18 protein-coding genes are annotated in these 18,926 nt (G+C 66.5%); 10 read left to right on the top strand and 8 right to left on the bottom strand.

Going from position 1 to position 18,926, the window contains the following annotated elements:
- Positions 1–109 precede the first annotated feature (109 nt).
- The 7 genes from ACSYG9_RS25390 (at position 110) to ACSYG9_RS25360 (ending at position 6,006) form a co-directional block, all read left to right on the top strand.
- The gene (locus ACSYG9_RS25390; RefSeq protein WP_169686382.1) at positions 110–547 is read left to right on the top strand and encodes an SRPBCC family protein; all 438 of its coding nucleotides are present in this window, start codon (positions 110–112) and stop codon (positions 545–547) included.
- Complete coding sequence (locus ACSYG9_RS25385; protein ID WP_440127809.1) at positions 544–1,767, top strand: ArsA-related P-loop ATPase; 1,224 nt, start codon at positions 544–546, stop codon at positions 1,765–1,767. The genes ACSYG9_RS25390 and ACSYG9_RS25385 overlap by 4 nt, the downstream gene beginning before the upstream one ends.
- Positions 1,764–2,174, top strand: a complete 411-nt coding sequence (locus tag ACSYG9_RS25380; protein ID WP_440125055.1) for a hypothetical protein — start codon at positions 1,764–1,766, stop codon at positions 2,172–2,174. The genes ACSYG9_RS25385 and ACSYG9_RS25380 overlap by 4 nt, the downstream gene beginning before the upstream one ends.
- Positions 2,175–2,191: 17 nt before the next feature.
- Positions 2,192–3,172, top strand: coding sequence for an ROK family protein (locus tag ACSYG9_RS25375; protein WP_440125054.1), 981 nt, complete (start codon positions 2,192–2,194; stop codon positions 3,170–3,172).
- A gap of 130 nt (positions 3,173–3,302) precedes the next feature.
- The gene (locus ACSYG9_RS25370; protein ID WP_454840395.1) at positions 3,303–4,052 is read left to right on the top strand and encodes a lysophospholipid acyltransferase family protein; all 750 of its coding nucleotides are present in this window, start codon (positions 3,303–3,305) and stop codon (positions 4,050–4,052) included.
- Between the two features lie 30 nt (positions 4,053–4,082).
- Positions 4,083–4,574 carry a polyadenylate-specific 3'-exoribonuclease AS gene (locus ACSYG9_RS25365; RefSeq protein ID WP_169686390.1) on the top strand — a complete coding sequence of 164 codons (492 nt, stop codon included), beginning with the start codon at positions 4,083–4,085 and terminating at the stop codon, positions 4,572–4,574.
- Between the two features lie 46 nt (positions 4,575–4,620).
- Positions 4,621–6,006, top strand: coding sequence for a class II 3-deoxy-7-phosphoheptulonate synthase (locus ACSYG9_RS25360; protein WP_440125051.1), 1,386 nt, complete (start codon positions 4,621–4,623; stop codon positions 6,004–6,006).
- A 52-nt stretch (positions 6,007–6,058) separates the two neighbouring features.
- Here the strand turns inward: ACSYG9_RS25360 and pknB are convergent, their stop codons facing one another.
- Positions 6,059–8,104: a Stk1 family PASTA domain-containing Ser/Thr kinase gene (gene pknB, locus ACSYG9_RS25355; RefSeq protein ID WP_454840392.1), complete on the bottom strand. Its 2,046-nt coding sequence runs from the start codon at positions 8,102–8,104 to the stop codon at positions 6,059–6,061.
- A 111-nt stretch (positions 8,105–8,215) separates the two neighbouring features.
- On the opposite strand from pknB, the gene ACSYG9_RS25350 reads away from it, so the two are divergent.
- Positions 8,216–8,587, top strand: a complete 372-nt coding sequence (locus tag ACSYG9_RS25350) for an Rv2175c family DNA-binding protein (protein ID WP_454840390.1) — start codon at positions 8,216–8,218, stop codon at positions 8,585–8,587.
- Here the strand turns inward: ACSYG9_RS25350 and ACSYG9_RS25345 are convergent.
- The 4 genes from ACSYG9_RS25345 to ACSYG9_RS25330 form a co-directional block, all read right to left on the bottom strand.
- Positions 8,584–9,579 carry a squalene/phytoene synthase family protein gene (locus ACSYG9_RS25345; protein WP_440125048.1) on the bottom strand — a complete coding sequence of 332 codons (996 nt, stop codon included), beginning with the start codon at positions 9,577–9,579 and terminating at the stop codon, positions 8,584–8,586. The genes ACSYG9_RS25350 and ACSYG9_RS25345 overlap by 4 nt on opposite strands.
- Before the next feature lie 8 nt (positions 9,580–9,587).
- Positions 9,588–11,153: an alpha-(1->6)-mannopyranosyltransferase A gene (locus ACSYG9_RS25340; protein WP_440125047.1), complete on the bottom strand. Its 1,566-nt coding sequence runs from the start codon at positions 11,151–11,153 to the stop codon at positions 9,588–9,590.
- A 127-nt stretch (positions 11,154–11,280) separates the two neighbouring features.
- Entirely contained in the window at positions 11,281–12,816 is a 1,536-nt protein-coding gene (gene crtI, locus ACSYG9_RS25335) for a phytoene desaturase family protein (RefSeq protein WP_440125046.1), read from the bottom strand.
- Positions 12,816–13,889, bottom strand: a complete 1,074-nt coding sequence (locus ACSYG9_RS25330; RefSeq protein WP_440125045.1) for a polyprenyl synthetase family protein — start codon at positions 13,887–13,889, stop codon at positions 12,816–12,818. The genes crtI and ACSYG9_RS25330 overlap by 1 nt, the downstream gene beginning before the upstream one ends.
- Before the next feature lie 242 nt (positions 13,890–14,131).
- Here ACSYG9_RS25330 and ACSYG9_RS25325 point away from each other — a divergent pair, with 242 nt between their 5' ends.
- Complete coding sequence (locus ACSYG9_RS25325; protein ID WP_454843039.1) at positions 14,132–15,052, top strand: methylenetetrahydrofolate reductase; 921 nt, start codon at positions 14,132–14,134, stop codon at positions 15,050–15,052.
- Positions 15,053–15,080: 28 nt separating this feature from the next.
- Here the strand turns inward: ACSYG9_RS25325 and ACSYG9_RS25320 are convergent, their stop codons facing one another.
- The 3 genes from ACSYG9_RS25320 to ACSYG9_RS25310 all read right to left on the bottom strand — a co-directional run bounded on the left by ACSYG9_RS25320 (position 15,081) and on the right by ACSYG9_RS25310 (position 18,117).
- Positions 15,081–15,716, bottom strand: a complete 636-nt coding sequence (locus ACSYG9_RS25320) for an LppM family (lipo)protein (protein ID WP_454843038.1) — start codon at positions 15,714–15,716, stop codon at positions 15,081–15,083.
- Positions 15,717–15,895: 179 nt separating this feature from the next.
- Positions 15,896–17,503 carry an NAD(P)-binding protein gene (locus tag ACSYG9_RS25315; RefSeq protein ID WP_440125044.1) on the bottom strand — a complete coding sequence of 536 codons (1,608 nt, stop codon included), beginning with the start codon at positions 17,501–17,503 and terminating at the stop codon, positions 15,896–15,898.
- Complete coding sequence (locus ACSYG9_RS25310; protein WP_440125043.1) at positions 17,500–18,117, bottom strand: GNAT family N-acetyltransferase; 618 nt, start codon at positions 18,115–18,117, stop codon at positions 17,500–17,502. The genes ACSYG9_RS25315 and ACSYG9_RS25310 overlap by 4 nt, the downstream gene beginning before the upstream one ends.
- Before the next feature lie 251 nt (positions 18,118–18,368).
- On the opposite strand from ACSYG9_RS25310, the gene ACSYG9_RS25305 reads away from it, so the two are divergent.
- Complete coding sequence (locus tag ACSYG9_RS25305; protein ID WP_454840387.1) at positions 18,369–18,770, top strand: SAV_6107 family HEPN domain-containing protein; 402 nt, start codon at positions 18,369–18,371, stop codon at positions 18,768–18,770.
- The last annotated feature ends 156 nt before the right edge of the window (positions 18,771–18,926 follow it).

Genomic DNA, 18,926 nt, shown 5'->3' with positions numbered 1-18,926 from the left:
TGTCGATACGGTATGTGGTAGACAACGGCGTCGGTATCGGCTCCTCCGAACATGGAGGCGGCCGCGCACCTTCAGTACACGGGACGGACTGAGAAGGAGTCTTCGTCGAATGGCCGAGAAGACCAAGAGGTCGATCACCATCGATGCACCGGCAGATCAGGTGATGGCTGTGATCGCGGACTTCGACGCCTACCCCACCTGGGTGGAGTCGGCCAAGACCGTCGAGGTCCTCGAGCGGAGGCCTGACGGTCGCGCGGAAACCGTCCGGTTCGTCCTCGACGCCGGGATCGTCAAGGACACCTATGTCCTGCGATACCGCTGGGCGCCGGACGGCCGCGCAGTCAGCTGGAAGCTCGAGAGCGGCGAGATCCAGAAGGCTCAATCGGGGAGCTACGTCCTCGGGGATGCCCCCGGCGGGGGCACAGTGGTCGACTACGAACTCACCGTCGACCTGACCATCCCGATGATCGGCCTGTTCAAGAGAAAGGCCGAGAAGGTGATCACGGATACCGCACTGAAAGAACTGAAGAAGCAGGTGGAAGGCTGAGCGCCGAGAGCGGGACGGCACCCGCCCGCGTACGGCTGTTCCTCGGTAAAGGAGGAGCGGGTAAGACCACTCTCGCAGCAGCAACGGCTCTGACCGATGCGCGCACCGACGGCTCCGTGCTCCTCGTCTCCATAGATCAGGCGCACTCGCTGGCCGATGTTCTCGCGGTCGATGCGGGGTCCGGTCTCACGTCCGTGACCGACGGTCTCGACATCCTCGAAATCGATTCACTCGGGTTGCTGGAGCAGCGCTACGCGACCCTGCATCGACTCGCATCCTTCACGGGGGGACACGAACACGCCGGACAGTTCGATCTACCGGCCCCCGAAGAACTCATCGGATTGCCCGCAGCGCAGGAGCTTCTCGCGCTCACCGAAGTGGCCCGCCTGGCCGCTGACGGACGATGGCGCACTGTGATCGTCGATGCACCCGCATCTGCCGACGCATTCCGCTTGATCGCATCGCCCCGCACGTTCGCCGACTACATGGATCGAATCTGGCCGCAACACAGTAGGATTGCCGCCGCGACCGGATCCGACCCCCGATTGATGCTGGTCGTGGCCCTCTACGACAGGATTCTGGGAGGACTCGGCGCACTACGCGACCTGCTCGACGATCGCACCCGAACAGGCGCGACACTTGTGACGACTCCCGACCGCGCAGGGTTCGCCGAATTGCGTCGGCTTCGTTCCTGGACTGCGATGGCCACCTTGCGGCTCGACGCCGTGATCGTCAACGGGCTCGTGCCTGACCTCGGCGACGACGGGCCCGCCGCCGAGTGGGTCGCAGCTGTGCGTGCGGCGCAGTCCGCCGTCGTGGACGAGATTCGTGCGCTGGTCACCGAGACTCCGGTCGTCGTGTACGAGCGACGGAGCGACGAACCGATAGGCTTGCGGGCGCTCGGCGAGATGACACAGCACCACCGCCACGACCGGGATCCGTCGCGGCTGGGGAGCGACGTCGAACCGGTCCGGATCGGTCACGACACGGGAACAGGGGTGGACGCGGTGTACACGATGCGAATGCACCTCCCGGTCGCCGACCCTTCGTCACTCACCCTCGGCCGGGTGGCCGACGACCTCGTCGTGGGTGCCGACGGAATTCGTCGCCGGCTGCGTCTGGCATCCGGTCTGCGTCGGTGCACCGTCTCCGAGGCAGAATTCGACGGGACCGATCTGCTGCTGCGATTCGTCCCTGATCCGGCGGTGTGGCCGAAGTGAGTTCGGATCACGACGACGTCCTGAGCGACCTGAGGATCCTCGCCGATACCGTCCTCGACCGTGTCGAGGCGCTGGTCGAGCAAGTGACTGCGCAAGACGGTGCGTCGCAGACGGACGCGGCGACGAACACCGATGCGGCCGAGGTGAGTGCACCCGCACCTTCTTCAGGAGGTTGTACTTGGTGCCCGCTTTGCGCGGTCGCAGCTCTCGTCCGGGGTGAGAACCACGAGTTGATCGCCAAGCTGGCATCGCAACTCGCTGCGCTGATCGCGATCATCCGCGAACTGGTAGCGCGTTTCCTGCCCCCTCCACCGACGGAGCCCGGCAGCGGTCCGGACGGTACACCGACTCCGGAGCCACCCGATCGAGGTGGTTTCGTACCCATCTCCGTCACTATCCGTCCCTGACAGCGGACACTGGCGATATGGCGCAACCCGAACGGCACACGGTCGGTATCGACGTGGGCGGCACAAGCATCCGTGCCGCCGTGGTCGATGCGTCCGGTGCGGTGATCGACTCTGCTCGGGCACCGACACCGGGTTCGGTGCCGGTGCTCGAGGACGCTCTGCACAGGGTCGTGCGGCTACTCGCCGACCGCAACGACGTCTCGGCCGTAGGGCTGGCAGTCGCCGGGTTCCTCAGCGCGGACTGCCGCACCGTACGATTCGCCCCACACCTCCCGTGGGTCGATGCCCCGATCGCAGAGCGGCTCACAGCACGCTTCGGTCTCCCGGTGATCCTCGAACACGACGGGAATGCGGCGGGCTGGGCCGAGTACAGGTTCGGTGCCGCCGCGGGCAGTCGCATCGCGGTGCTGGTAGCGCTGGGCACCGGTATCGGCGCCGCGTTGATGCTGGACGGTCGGATCTTCCGAGGCGCTCACGGGGTGGCTCCCGAACTCGGCCACCTGCAGGTGGTGCCGGGTGGCAGGCCCTGCCCCTGCGGTAAACGAGGGTGTTGGGAGCGCTACTGCAGCGGCACCGCTCTGGTCGACATCGCAGTCGAGATGCTCGCCGCAGATCCGGGGCGTTCGCAACTGGTGGCCGGAACGACCGCGGATCCGGGGTCGCTGACCGGTCGCCGGATCGCCGGTGCTGCGCAGGACGGTGACCCCCTCGCACTGGCCGCCATGGCCGAGTTCGCCCGCTGGCTGGGGGTGGGGTTGTCGATCGTCGCCGATGTGTACGACCCGGAACTCATCGTTGTCGGCGGGGGAGTGTCGGGGTCGGCGTCGCTGTTCCTCGACGACGCGCGAGAGCACTACGCGGCGGCGTCTACCGGGGCCGGACACCGACCTCTCGCCCGGGTTCGCGCCGCGCAACTCGGGGACGCCGCAGGATTGATCGGTGCTGCTGACCTCGCGCGCCGAGCCATGGCGGACGGTCACGAAACCTCGCTGCTCTGAGATTCTCGTCACTTACTGCGCATTCGCGTGGAGCCGGGCACGTCCGCGGTGTGCGTGTGACCCTCGAATCGACGTAGAGTCGACCGGCGGGCTTGGTGAGCCCGCGTCGACGATCCCGGGAAGGTTTGCCATGTGGTACTGGCTGTTCAAGTACGTCCTGCTGGGCCCACTGCTTTGGCTTATGGGCAGGCCCAAGTTCGAAGGCGGCGAGAACATCCCGACGGGTGGTCCCGCCATTCTCGCCAGCAACCATCGCGCCGTGCTCGACTCGTTCTATCTGCCTTTACTGGCGAAACGACGTATCACCTTCCTTGCCAAGAGCGAGTACTTCACCGGAACGGGGCTCAAGGGACGATTCCAGCGCTGGTTCTTCTCCTCCGTCGGCCAGGTTCCGATCGACAGGACGGGTGCGGATGCCGCGCAGGACGCACTCAACGCCGGCGCCCGGGTTCTCGCGCAGGGCAAGCTACTCGGTATCTATCCGGAAGGCACTCGTTCGCCGGACGGACGTCTCTACAAGGGCAAGACCGGACTGGCGCGTCTCGCACTCGAGACAGGAGTACCTGTTATTCCCGTCGCGATGATCGGTACCGACAAGATGAACCCGATCGGCTCCAAGATGTGGAAGCCGGCCAAGATCACTGTCCGGGTCGGTGAGCCGATCGACTTCTCCCGGTTCGAGGGAATGGGCGGAAACCGTTTCGTCGAGCGCACTGTCACCGACGAAGTGATGTACTCCCTCATGCAGCTGTCCGGTCAGGAGTACGTCGACGTTTATGCCGCCTCGTTGAAGGACGTGCCTCCGAAGGCTACGGCGACACCGACCGACCCTGCCGTCACACCCGAGGCCGACCGCATGCCCGACACCCAGGCGGGGTGACGCACGGCGTCGCGGGCATAATGTGACGACGTGCGCTACTTCTACGACTGCGAGTTCATCGAGGATGGACGCACCATCGAACTCGTATCGATAGGTGTGGTCTGCGAGGACGGGCGCGAGTTCTACGCGGTGTCCACCGAGTTCGACCCGGAGCGTGCAGGCCCGTGGGTTCGTCGCAATGTTCTACCCAAGTTGCCGCCCCAGAACCACCCTGCCTGGAAGTCGCGGAGCCGCATCCGAGACGACCTCCTGAAATTCCTCGTGCCCCGTGTGGGTATTCGGCCCGAGTTGTGGGCGTGGATCGGTGCATACGACCATGTGGCGCTGGTCCAGCTGTGGGGGTCGATGCCGGAGCTGCCCGATGTACTGCCCCGTTTCACCCGTGAGCTGCGGCAGCATTGGGAACAACACGGGTCCCCGGTGCTCCCGCCGGTGCCCGACGACAACCACGATGCGCTGACGGATGCGCGTCACAATCTCGCGAAGTTCGACGCAATCGAGGTGGCCCGCCGGACGCGATGAGCCGGGTCTGTGTGACCGGCTGCGGTCGGGGCCATATCCTGGTGGAGTGAACTGGACCGTCGACGTACCGATCGACCGCTTGCCCGAACTTCCGCCGCTGCCGTCGGAACTGCGCGAAAAGCTCGATATCGCGTTGTCCAAGCCTGCGCTGCAGCAGCCGACATGGCCTGAAGACCAGGCCGCGGCAATGCGGACCGTCCTCGAGAGCGTCCCGCCGATCACCGTGCCCCGCGAGGTAGAGGAACTGCAGAATCAACTCGCGGCCGTCGCGAGGGGTGAGGCCTTCCTGCTGCAGGGCGGTGACTGCGCCGAGACGTTCATGGACAACACCGAACCGCACATCAAGGGCAACATCCGCACACTGCTGCAGATGGCTGTCGTCCTGACCTACGGTGCGTCGACCCCGGTCGTCAAGGTCGCGCGTATTGCCGGGCAGTACGCCAAGCCGCGCTCGTCCGACACCGACGCCCTCGGGTTGCCGTCGTACCGCGGCGACATGGTGAACTCCATCGTCGCCGACGCGGCTGTCCGCGGGCACGACCCGTCCCGTTTGGTCCGGGCGTACGCCAACGCAAGCGCCGCGATGAACCTGGTACGTGCAGTCACCTCCGGTGGCGAAGCAGACCTGCATCGCGTCCACGACTGGAATCGCGAGTTCGTCGCGTCGTCGCCGGCCGGAGCCCGCTACGAGGCACTGGCCTCCGAGATCGATCGTGGCCTGCGGTTCATGGACGCCTGCGGGGTCATCGACCCGAACCTGCGCGCCGCCACCATCTACGCGAGTCACGAAGCGCTCGTACTCGACTACGAGCGCGCGATGCTGCGCCTCGACACCACCGGAGACGAGCCCCGCCTGTACGACCTGTCGGCCCACTTCCTGTGGATCGGCGACCGGACCCGGCAACTCGACGGTGCCCACATCGCTTTCGCTGAGTTGCTTTCCAACCCGATCGGTCTGAAGGTCGGGCCCAGCACCACCCCCGAGATGGCCGCGGAGTACGTCGAACGCCTCGACCCCCACAACAAGCCCGGTCGCCTCACCTTGATCTCGCGGATGGGGCACTCGAAGGTCCGCGACCTGCTGCCCGGCATCATCGAGGCTGTCGAAGCCACCGGTCACAAGGTCATCTGGCAGTGCGACCCGATGCACGGCAACACCCACGAGTCGTCGACCGGGTACAAGACCCGCCATTTCGACCGGATCGTCGACGAGGTCCAAGGTTTCTTCGAAGTGCACCGTGCCCTCGGCAGTCACCCGGGCGGGATCCACATCGAACTGACCGGCGAAGACGTCACCGAATGCCTCGGCGGAGCACAGGACATCTCCGACGTCGACCTGCACGGACGGTACGAGACCGCGTGCGATCCGCGACTGAACACTCAGCAGTCCATCGAGTTGGCATTCCTCGTCGCCGAGATGCTGCGCGGTTGATCCGATAGGGGTCCGTCCGGCGGGCCCACAGAGGACCGTGGAGCAGAACGGATCAGGGCACGGCGGTCAGCACGACCGTAGTGCCCGGTTCGGTTCGGCTCCCGGCGCCGGGGCTCTGCCCGATCACCACGGATCGGTCCGAGTCGGCGAGCTGTCGCACTTCCACATCCAGTCCCAGCCGCGCCAGTTCGTCTCGTGAAGACCCGACCGAACGCCCCATCATCGACGGCACCTTCACCGCGTTCGACACGAGCAGTGTCACCGTGCCGCCCGCTCCGACCCGGTCACCCTCGGACGGATCGGTTCCGGATACCCGGCCCGCGTCGACATCGGGATCGAACACCTCTCGTTCGTCCTGGACTGTCAGGCCGACCTTCTCGAGTGCTGCGCGCGCGGCGTCGACCGTCCGGCCCTCCAGATCCGGAAGTTCCACTGGCGCGGCACCCTTGCTGATAATCACCTCGACCTTCGCGCCGACCGGGAGCACGGTGCCCGGGGCGGGATCGAGCGCCGCGACCGACCCCTCCGGGGCCGATGTGCTGAACGCCGTCCCGCCGTCGACCGGTTCGAACGTGCGCCGCCGCAGTTCGTCCTCGACCGTGTTCCGGTCGCCCCCTCCGGGGACTCCCGGTACCGTCGGTCGCCCCAACGACACGAGCAGCGCGACGGTATCGCCGCGCGGAACCTGCGAACCCACCGCCGGATCGGTACCGAGCACCGTGTCGATCGGAACCGCGTCCGAGTACTCACCGCGGGTCACCACGGCCGCGCCTGCCGTCTCGACGGCTGCGGCGGCCGCGGCAGCATCCATGCCCTGTACCGCAGGAATGTCGATCATCCGCCCCGATCCGAGCCACCATCCGGCCAGGCCCATGAGCAGTGCGAGTACGACGATCCCGACGATCCAGCCGGTGGTGGTGCGTCGGGAGGCGCGTCGGTGTGCGCGGTAATCGACCTGCGTACCGTCGCCGGCTCCGGAGCCACCATCGTGACGTCCCTGGATTTCGTCTCGGGTGTGCTCTCGCGTGACGACCTTGGTGTGCTGCGGCTGGGCGTGGCCTTGCGGGATCGGCGAAGCCGCCGCATGATGGACAACGGTCGGGGCCGCATCCGCGGTAGCCGCAGCCTGTGGCCTGATCGCGGTGGTCTCGGGAACCGCGTTCGGCGTGAGCGGCGACGGCGGCGCGGGGGCCGAGACAGCAGTCTTCGCGGTGATCGCGGATTTCCGGGGCGCCGGGACCCGGTAGCGAGGAAGATCGAGTGCGTCGCTGAGGTCGGTGAGGGCATCGGCCATCGCACCCGCATCGGCGTATCGTTCGTCCGGCTCACGCTCTGTCGCACGACGTACCAGCGTGTCGAATTCTTCCGGAACACCGTCGATCCATGTACCGGGATCGGGTACGTCCTTCTCGACACGCTGATACGCAACCGACAGTGACGTGTCGCCAGTGAAAGGGGTGCGTCCGGTCAGCATCTCGAAAATCAGTACACCGGTCGAGTACACGTCGCTGCGCGCGTCGGCATTACCGGTTGTGACCTGCTCCGGCGAGAGGTACGCGGCCGTACCCAAGATCACACTGCGCGATGTCGTATTCGCGGCCGCGACTGCACGGACAAGCCCGAAATCGGCGATCTTCACCTCGCCGTTCCGGGAGATGAGGATGTTCTCGGGCTTGACGTCGCGGTGCACGAGGCCGGCACGATGAGCCACCGCGAGCGCACCGAGCACGGGCGCTGCCACAGCAGCGGCGGCGTGCGGAGGCATGGGTCCGCGCTCGCGAAGTAGCTCGCGAAGTGTGCCTCCTTCGACGAGTTCCATGACGAGGAACACGTCGTCACCATCTTGTCCCTGGTCGTACACCGCGACGAGACCCGGATGGTTGAGTCGCGCCACCGACCGGGCCTCGAACTCGAACCGCGCGAGGAATTGGGGGTCGGCAGCGAACTGATGGTCCATGACCTTCACCGCGACCGGACGATCGAGACGTTGATCGGTCGCGCGGTACACGGTCGACATGCCACCGCGGGCAATCCGTGCTTCGATCAGATAGCGCCGGTCGAGGAGCTTGCCGACCACATGGTCGCCTCCAGCGGTCACCCGGTGTACCCCCGTGTCTCTGTGTCCCGATTTCGTCCCTGTCGATCGTAGTCATGGTGCCGGCAGGTGGTCGCGTACGTGCCCTCCATGCATCGGCGATACGGTGGAACGGTGAGCACTATTCCGTACTGCGACGACGTCCTCGACCGGACCGTTCCCGTCCTGCAGCTCGTCGACGTGGCCAAGCAACTCGACCTCGCCATCACACGCGTTCATCAGCTGTTGCGCGACCGCCAGCTGATCGCGTTCAAACGAGACCGCGTTCCGGTTGTCCCCGAGGTGTTCTTCGACGGCACCGGAGCGATCGCCAAGGGCCTTCCGGGACTCATCGCGGTGCTCCACGACGGGGGATTCACCGATACAGAGATTCTGGAATGGATGTTCCGGGAGGACGACACTCTCCCCGGCGGAAACGCCATCAACGCGTTGCACACCGATTCGATGAGGGAAGTGATCAGGCGGGCGCAGTCGTCGGCATTCTAGGACGATCGGCCTTCCTGCACACGGGGTGAGTGCTTCCAGGGTCGTCCCGCTATCGCGCCCGAAGCCGCCTGCATCACCGCGACGGACGTCCGCGTGCGGCGCGGGACCGCCACGCGTCGATCCAGGACCTGGTAACCGCTGTGCTCGACCTCGTCGAGGATTCGGCTGTACAGCACGAACGCGGTGCGGATTCCAGGCCGGACGCGGCGGGGAAGCAGGTCAAGGCCGGGTTCGGCCTCGCGGTAGCGGTCCCTGGTCAAGGCAACGGCGTGTGCGAGGGCGCGTCGTACCCGAGGATCGGGGCGACGGTGGCTTTTGCTCGCGCGGAGCAGGTCGTCGTCGACACCGAATGCCGCCCACAGATCGTTCGGCAGGTACACGCGATCGCGCTCGAGGTCCTCACCGACGTCACGGATGAAATTGGTGAGCTGGAACGCTTCGCCGAGCGCACTCGCATACGGCCCGGCCCTGTCGACGTCCTCGACGCCGAACACTGTGAGCAACTGCAGGCCGATCACCGCGGCCGACCCGTACATGTACTCGCGCAGCTCTGCCATGTCGCGATACCGGACACGGTGTTCGCTGGTACCTGGGATGTCCATGCGCATCGACCGGAGGAAGGCCTCGAAATACCTCACAGGGATGTCGTAGCGATCGATGGTGGCGGCGAGTGCCCGGACCACCAGGCCGGTCGGGTCGGGTATCCCAGGATTGCCCTCGAGGGCCTGATGTAGACGTGTGTCCGCGTCATCGACCCCGCGCACAGCCGCAGCCGGATCATCGACAGCGGTGACGTCGACTATGTCGTCGACGATGCGCGCGAAACCGTAGAGGGCGTGCACGGCTCGCCGCCGCTCCTTCGGCAGCAACCGCGCGGCGAGGTCGTAAGTGCGACCGTGCGCGGCGGTCAGCGACGCGCAGTACGCGAACGCTTCGTCGAGGTGGCCGGGTGCGAGCGGACCACGCTCGGTGCGCAGGCGTGGTGCAGGCACGCCCGTTCTCACCGCGTGGCCGTGCGCAGATGCAGTGGGTCGGGACTGCGCAACGAGAGCGCGGCGACGACTGCAGCGAATACAGCGAGTGCAACGTGTGCGATGTTGTACATCCCGATCGAGCCGTCCGGGTTGAAGATCAGCATCAGCCACGTCGACAATGCGACGAAGATCATCAGGGTGCGTGTCGACATCCTGAATGCTGCCGCCACGACAAGTGGCCACGAGTAGTACCAGGGCAACGCAGCCGGCGACAGAAGCGTCACGGCCGTGAGTGCGATGACGATGCCGAGGACGGCGTCGCGTTCGGAGCGGCGGAAGCGCCACCATGCGTAGACCAGGATGATGCCGAGAGCGATCATGCAGAGCATCCGGGTCACGTCGAGTACGGAACCCAGACGCCACGGTGTGAACCAGGTGATCGCATGGCCCATCATCGTCGGAAGCGAAAGCCAGTTGATGATCTTCGACGATCCGGACAGTGCTGTCAGCCACCCGATGCCGACTCCGGCGATCAGCGAGGTACCACCGAAGACGAAGACGAAGACCGCGACCCCGATGCCGACTGTCTTGACGAACGATTTGATGGGGGAGGGGGGTTCGCGGCCTTCTGCGAGCGCGCGGTCGCGTTCATGGATCATCCACACCCACACCAGGAAGGGCAGCGCGAGTCCAGCGGTGGCCTTGATGGCGGCGCCCAGCGATACCAGCGCGAAGCCACTGAGATGGCGTCCTTCGAGCACGAGCACGATCCCGGCAAGCATCAGTCCGACCATCAGCAACTCGTTGTGCACACCCCCGACGAGGTGTACGAGGACGAGCGGATTGAGGACCGCAAGCCACAACGCCACGGTGGGATTGCCGCCCATCCGGCGTGCGAGTCGGGGCACGCCCCAGGCCATCAGCACCAGACCGGGCAGCATGAGTAGACGCCACAGCCACGTGCCGGACACGACGTTGTCGCCGGTGATCGATGTGATGCCTGCTCCGAGCAGCAGATGGACCGGACCATACGGAGTGGTCGTCGTTGTCCAGACGTTACTGACGTTGTCGAGTAACAGGCCCGGGTTGACGACGGGGCCCTCCGAGTACGGATCGAAACCCTCGCGCAACATGGCGCCCTGGGCAAGATACGAGTAGGCGTCCCGGCTGAACATCGGGGTGGCGACCAGCAGTGGAACGGTCCACGTGGGCAGGACCTTCCAGAGGTCGCGGACCGATGCTCGGTCGGCAAGCACGGCACGCCCCAGCCGGACCCAAGCACCGATCATCAGCAGGACACCGATCCAGATGATGATCGTGGAGAGCAGATGACCGTGGCCGAATCGCAGCCACGAGAGGTACATGTCTTCGAGCAACGGATCGACACGGCGAACACTGCCCGCACCGAAGCTGCCGAAGGTCACGAAGGCCGCTCCGCAGGCTCCGAGGACCGCCGCATTGCCGGCGGGGCCACGAAGGAATTCGGCCGCACTACGACGACGTCCGGGCGGTTCCGGGGACGGGATTTCCGTTGCCGGTTCGATGGCCGACCGATCACCGGGATCGGCTTCGGAAGCGGCAGGGGACGACATGGGTACGATTCCTCCCCCGGAAGTCGCGTTGGTGCTGGGCGCAGCTGACAAGAACGATGACACAGTTTAGTGGAGCCGGAAACGGCGGCGCGTCCGCCTCGGTGACGGCGTGGCGCGGACCTCAGTGCTACTGCCGGCCGACACCGAGGCGCTCGGCAGCGAGCCGACCTGACAACAACACCGTAGGGACTCCCACACCCGGCACGGTTCCGGACCCCGCGAGAACGACATTGGGATGCCGCGGGTCCAGGTTGCGACGACGGAACGGGCCCGTCTGCCGGAACACGTGGGCACTTCCGAAGGGGCTACCCGCCGACATGCCCTTGGCTGCCCACGTCGCGGGTGTGTCGATGTGATCGACGTCGAATCCCGAGGTGATTCCCGCGTATCCGCGGGCGTCCAGGGTGGAGAGCAGTTCCTTGGAGTAAGGACCTGCGAGCGCGTCCCACGCCAACGGCGCGCTTTCGAGGTTGGGGCAGGGCGCGAGTACGGACAGTGGTTCGTGCTCGGCTCCGTTGCGGCGGAGCAACAAGTCCGGATCCGACAGTGCAGGCCGCGTGACGAGCAGCGATGGATCGGTCATCAGCCGTCCCCGCCCTCGGGGGGCGGTGATGTCGCGGAAGGTGCCGTCCCACCGCGCACCGAACTCGATGACGTGATGGTGCGCTGCCTGCCACGTCCTGCTGACGGCGGTGGGTACGGTGCCGTGCAGGACGACCGCTGACGGGGACGCGAGTGTCCTCCGGAACCGTGGGGGAGGCAGGAGCGCATCGACTACGGGCAGGTCGGGGGTCAGGACCGTAGCGTCACACGGATAGCAGCTGCCGTCCGCGGTATGCACGCTGCAGACGCGATCACCTGCGAACCGCAGTTCGGTGACGTCGGCTCCGAGATGCAATCTGCCCCCTGCGCGAACGAAGGCATCGGCCATCGCGCGGGCTACGGTACGCATCCCCCCGTCCACGGCGTAGACACCGAGTGAGGTGTCCATGTGCGGGATCGCGCCGTATATCGCCAGGGCGCGTGCCGGTGTCACTCCCGCATACAGTGCCTGGAAGGTGAACACCTTCCGCAACCGAGGATCGTGTATCCGGCGGTTCACCTGTTTACCGAGCCTGCCGAACCCGCCGAGCCGGACAAGTTTCACCAGGTCGTACAGGGCCCCCGGCGAGGAAACCAGGTCGAGCGGCGAATCGAAGTTCGCGTTCATGAACCGGTCGAATTCTGTGTCGAAGATGTCCGCGAGCCATCGCCGCAATGTCAGGTATCGGCGCGCCTCCTCAGCGCCGCACACCCTGGTGACCTCGGCGACCATCGAGTCCGGATCCGAGTGCACGTCGAGCGTGCTGCCATCGGCGAACCGGGCGTGATAGGCGGGGGAGAGCCGAGTGGTGTGCAGCGGCGGGTGCACGGTGGTCGGGTCGGCTCCGACGGCGGCGAGCGCGTCGTTGATCAGTTCGGGCATCGTCAGGACGGTCGCCCCGTTGTCGATCTCGTAGCCGGGGCCGGTGTGGACACCGACGCGGCCGCCCACCGCATCGCAGCGTTCGAGGACGGTCACATCGCGTCCGGCACCACGCAAGTGCAGGGCAGCGGACAGTCCCGCCAGGCCAGCGCCCACCACGACCACTCGCTGTGCGTCGGGAACGGTACGGACGGTCATCACGCCGCGCGCCGCGTCGCGGCCAAGGCCGCCTCCCGCAGGAGTGCTGCGCCCTCCTCGGTTGCCCCCGAGGACCCGAGGGTGGCGAACGCCCGCTCGGTGAGCGCGGTGATCTGCTGCTCTACCTTGTCGACAGCGCCGACCTCGACGAGCACGTTGCGTATGTGCTCGACCTGCTGATCGCTCAGATCGGTGCCGATCGACTCCCTCAGGGTCGCAGCGGCAATCGGATCGTCGGCGTCAGCGGCTTCCAGTGCCAGCGCATACAGCACGGTCCGTTTGCCCGAGCGCAGGTCGTCGCCGGACGGTTTTCCGGTGACCGCCGGGTCGCCGAAAACGCCGAGAAGGTCGTCGCGCAGCTGGAACGCAAGGCCGATATCGGTGCCGAAACGGCGGTACGCGTCGATCAACGACTCGTCGGCACCTGCCAGAACTGCGCCGAGATGCAGTGGGCGTTCGATCGTGTACGCGGCGGTCTTGAATCGGTTGACGCGGGCTGCGGCCTCGACCGACTCGTCCGCTGCGGCCTCACCCGCGATATCGAGGTACTGGCCACCGAGGACCTCGGTGCGCATGGCCGCCCAGACCGGGCCGAGCCGCGCTGCAGCCCCGCTGGGGAGTCCGGCCTCGCGGACCATGTCGTCCGCCCACACCAACGCCAGATCGCCGAGCAGGATCGCGACGGCCTGCCCGAACTCTGCCGGCGCCCCACGCCACGCGTTGTCGCGGTGCAGCCCGGCGAAATCGACGTGCACGGTGGGAAAGCCGCGACGCGTGGTAGACGCATCGATGATGTCGTCGTGGACCAGCGCACCCGCCTGCACCAGCTCGAGTGCCGAGCACGCCCGTAACACCGCACCGGCGTGCGGTCCGGTCGGGTCCCCGCCTGCACCGAGCCACCCGGACCACGCGAACGACGGACGAATGCGCTTACCTCCGCGGAGAACGAACGACTCCAGCGCGGCGACCGCCTCTGGGTAACCTCCACCGACGGTCTCCACGATGGGGGCCTTGGAATCGAAGAACTGCCGCAGCGCGCCTTCGACGAGTTCGGGGAGCGGGACGGGGGGCACGGGTGCGGGTCCGGTGGACAGGGGATTCCTCCTGGTCGAATGCGTCGAGCGTCGCGCGACGGGTCGCGCGGCACCGACACCGAGCCTATCCGGCGCTCCTCGCCGTCGCCGGTGGCCGGTCGTTGGTCGGCGCACCCTATGCTGGACGCGTGGTAGTCGATTTCAGGGGGACCGGTGAGGGCGCGGTGGCCGACAGCGCCGAGCGAGTCGAGCAAGATGGTGATTCGCGTACGCCATCGATCGTGCATCGCCTCGGCGATCTGCGTGGCAGGCGGATTCCGTTCTCTGTCGAATTCTCCCCGCCGCGCGACGCGGACGCCGAGGCACGACTGTGGCGCGCCGTCCGGGTGTTCGAGCGGCTCGGCCCTGCGTTCGTCTCGATGACGTACGGTGCGGGAGGTTCCACGCGCGACCGAACAGTCCGCGTGACCGGCGAACTCGCGGAAGCGACGACGCTGCTGCCGGTGGCGCACCTGACCGCTGTCGGACACAGCGTCGACGAACTTCGGGCGATGGTCGGTGCGTATGCGGATCGCGGCATCACGAATATTCTGGCGCTGCGCGGCGACCCGCCCGGCAACCCGCTCGGTGAGTGGGAACAGCACCCCGAGGGGCTCGCACACGCCGACGAACTGGTGCGACTCGTACGCGACCTCGGTGACTTCCATGTCGGGGTGGCCTCGTTCCCCGAGGGGCATCATCGTTCACCCGACCTCGATCACGACACCCGGTTTCTGGTGAACAAGCTCCGCGCGGGTGCCGAATACTCCATTACCCAGATGTTCTTCGACGTGGAGCACTATCTGAGATTGCGCGACCGCGTCGCCGCGTTCGACACAGAGCAGGCCGCCAAGCCGATCATCCCCGAGATCATGCCGATCACCTCGCTGCGATCGGCGCGCCGTAGCTTGGAGTTGTCCGGATCGAAGCTCCCAGTGGCGCTCGAGGAGCGTCTCGTGCGGGCAGCCGGTTACGGGCCGGACGAGGACCGGGCAGCTGTGCGCGAGGTCGGCATCGATGTGGCCACCGAGATGTGCGAACGCCTCATCGCCGAGGGTGCTCCCTGTCTGCACTTCATCACGCTGAATTTCGCGCGGGCCACCAGTGAGGTGCTCACGCGCCTCGGCATCGAAATGCCTGCACCTGCGGCGCAACCGGCCTGACGGCCGTATCTTTGGGCGGTTGTGCTGGTCAGGACCGGCTTCGACCGTTCGATGACGGTCGTGTGGCAGAGGGATTGCGAGTGAACCAGGCCAATGCGCCGATCAGGAGCGTGACGGCCGTGGCGCCGCCGGCCACGATCCCGGCCCATCCCGCAAATCCGCGGGTGTTGGGGTCGGAGTAACGCACTTCTGCGCGCAGCGTGCTCACTTCACCTGCGGGGAGTTTCCACGAGACGATCGAATCGGACTCGCGGTCGCCGTTGGTGGTGGCCACACGCGCGGGAAAGGCGATAGTGAACTGGACGTCGGTGCCGCGTTCAGGGGCCGCTTCGAGATCGACCCGCCCGGTGAGCGACACGAGGTCGCCTGCACGCTGCAGGGAGAGTTGGAAGGATCCGGCGCTCTGATCCGACATGGTCGCGAGTTGCTGCACGTCGCCGAAGGTCAGGTCGCTGAAGAAGACCTGGCTGCCGACATAACCGTCCTGTGCGTACTCTTGAACGCGCACTTTTCCGGCCAGGGCCGAGGGAACGGTGAGTTCGGGGCCCTTGTCGTTCTCGTCGATCGGGATCGTCGCCGCGACGACCTGGCCGGAGACCCGATCATCGGACGAGATTCCCATGGACGTCTGGACACGAAGGCATCCGGTGAGAGCGGGAACCATCAGGATCAGAAGTGCGAAGGCGGCGATGACCCTGCGGGCGATGGCCTGGCGAGGGACGGCTGCGGGGCGAACGGATGTGGAGGACGGCGGCACAGGGATATGGTGCCAGGCCGACGTCGTGCGTTCTGACCATCGGGTCGGATCCGGCGCGTCGTCGGGTTCTCGCGTGGACCTCCGGATCACCGTGCGAGCCGGCCGAGTGTTCTGCGCAGCAGGCCGCCACCGCTGTCAGCGAGTGCGACGCGTGCGGCGCTGCGGCCGCTCGATCCCGACACGCCGCCTCCGGGATGCATCGATGCACCTGTGAGATACATCCCGGACGTACCCGGCACGCGGTAGCCGGACAGCTCGGGGACAGGACGCCAGAAGAACATCTGATCGAGTGCCATCTCCACGTGCATGACGTTGCCGCCGATCAGCCCCATTTCACGTTCGATGTCTTCGGGCGTCTGCGTGTGTATATGGCGGATACCCGCGGTGAAACCGGGGGCCCGGGTCTCCATCTCGGCGATGATCCGGTCGGTCTCGGCTGCGGCTTCCGACCGCCAGGTACGTCCATTGCCGAGCCGGTAGGCGTACCACTGTGACCACAGAGTGATCTGGTGTTCCCCGGACGGTGCGATCGACGGGTCGAGCGCGGAGAAGCTCATCGCCAGGACAGCGGGCGTCGGCGGCAACTCTCCTGCAAGCGCCGCGCCGTGCGCGAGACGAAGCTGAGCGCGGTCGTCGACGAGCAGTTGCAGACCGGTGGTGTCACCGCCGTCACCGGGTGCGCCGCGATAACGGGGAAGCGAATCGGTGCCGAGTCGGAGCACCATGCCTATGCCGGGACCGACGCGAATCCGTCGTCTCCACGCGCCGATCCGCGAGGCATCGAATCCACCCTGTTCGAGCATGTCGAGTGTGGTGAGAATGTGGCATCCGGCGATGACGGTTCGGGCGCTGATGATTCGCCCGGACTCTGTGCGGACCGTCCAGATCTCGCCGGACCGACGGATCTCTACCGCGGCGTCGCCGCACGTCACGGTGCCTCCGTCGGAGGCGAGCCTGGACGTCAGGGCCTGTGTGAGAGCACCACTGCCGCCGACAGGTCGTCCGGGCGGCAACGTGTGCATCAGTGCAGCGAATCCGACCATGGGTGCAGTGCCCGGCTCGGACATCGGTGGCCCGGACTGTGCACCGAACCAGGCAAGTGCGGCCTTGAGCGGTTCGTCGTCGAAGTATTCGTCGAGGAGGGCATCACCGGAGGTGAGGAATCGCCGTGACAGGTCGAGAGCACCCCCGCCGAGGTCGAGCCCACGGAACGACGGGACGAGATGACGGGCGGTCGGTGGCGCCGCGAACGATCTCATGACCGCAGCTGTGCGCGGACCCCACTCGCGCACGAAGCGGAGGTATGCCTCGGCGTCGCGTTCCCCGCAGGCCGCCTCGATCGATGCGCAGGTGTGATCGAGGTCGCGTCGGAAGACGATGCCGGGTCGGCCGCTCCCCGCCGGAGGCGGGGCGAATGCCCACGGATCGCAATCGATGTACCGCAGGCCGTGCGAAGCAAGATCGAGTTCCTCGAGAATGCCGGAGTGCCGGATCATGATGTGAGCCGACGACCCGCGGTCGACCGCGTATCCGGGGAATCGCTCCACGGTCGAGACTGCGCCGCCGATGACGGTGTCGCGCTCGACGACCTCGATCGACCAGCCTTCGCGTGCCAGGTAGCAGGCCGAGACGAGTGCGTTGTGCCCGGAACCGATGACGACGGCGTCGAGCACCGAACTACCTGTGACGGTCATCGCGGTGCCTTGGAGGGGGCCGCGTCGATCGGGAGCGCGCGACCGAGAACAGCGAAGGGGCGAGCGTCCCCGGTGAAGACGAACCGCCGGACCACATCGCGGAAGCCGAAACGCCGGTAGAGACGCCACGCGCGGTTGTCTTCTTCTGCGATCTCGGGTGTCGACAGCATGACCGCCTCCTCTGGGCGATCCAGGAGCAATCGTCGCAGGAGTGCCTCGCCGATGCGATGGCCCTGAGCGTCGGGCCGAACGTGCAGTTCGGTCAGTTCGAAGTAATCGCGGAGCAGCGCGTCGATCGAGTCCGGGGACATTCCCGAGTGCCGCATCCCGGCGCGTACCTGCTGGTGCCACCACTGATGGGGGTGCCCGTGGTAGCCGTAGGCGATCCCGACGAAAGTACTGGGGTCGCCCGGCATCATTGCGGCGACGGCGCGCCAGCCGTCGCGATCGGCGTGCTCCGACCACATCGGCGCGCGGTGGTGTTCGGTGCCTCGGGGATATCGCATGGCGGTGACGTAGACGGACAGGAGATCGGGCAGGTGGGTCCGGAACTCCGTGGGGGTGAGGTCGACGAGTACCGGCTTCGGGTCGTGCCGATTCGGGTCAGTGCTCATATGGGGACGGAGACCGCCTTCCCTTGACGACGTGTCGGTGGGTCCAGCTATATTGAATACGTCGAACCTATGTTCGATGCCGGTGATCCGGGGATGTTCGAGGGAAGCGAACATCCCCGGATCGTCCGGGCCGGAGCCGCACTGCGGCAGGGCAGGAAGGTGCACGAGCCATGGCAGCCCCGAACACCTCGAGATCAAGATCACATAGGTCCGCCGGGGGGCCTGCCCTCGCGGGTTGTGTGGGGCCGACCATGTCGGCCCGCGCTGCGTCGCTGTTGCGCAAGGCAGACGAACTCCTGTCCGGAGCTGCAGGTGCAGACGCGCCCGGCGAACGGTTCCGCTTGTCCTATCTCGCCGCATTGCGCGGCGCAGGCGCAGTGGTTGCAGCCGCGGAACTGAGGGCGGCTCAACGTCCCAAACGGAGGCCCGCGACCCGAAACGCCTGGGTGATGATGATGCGCGCTGATGAATCGTTCGCCGGCTGGGCAGATTTTTTCGCTGATCGATCAGCTGCGCGCGCCGCGGTCGAGGCCGGGGTGCAGCGGGTTGTCGATACGGAAGACGCATCGGCCTTCTTCGACAAGGTCGGACTTTTCCTGCACGACGTCGAGAGCTATTTGTCCGCTGAGAGCGGAACCGGGTCTCGCATGTGACCTCGGCCCCTGGCCGAACGGTACTTTTCGACCCGGGAGATCGAACCAACTTTCGTAGTTGGTGGTCCCGGAGGAAATGTGCTCGTATCATTGACTCAGGCGGCCGTGATGTCGGCGCCCCGCCGGATTCGTCCCACCGGGTCCGGCGGCCACCGT

The organism is Rhodococcus sp. SJ-2 (assembly GCF_053750035.1).
This window is presented reverse-complemented; position numbering and strand designations above follow the sequence as displayed.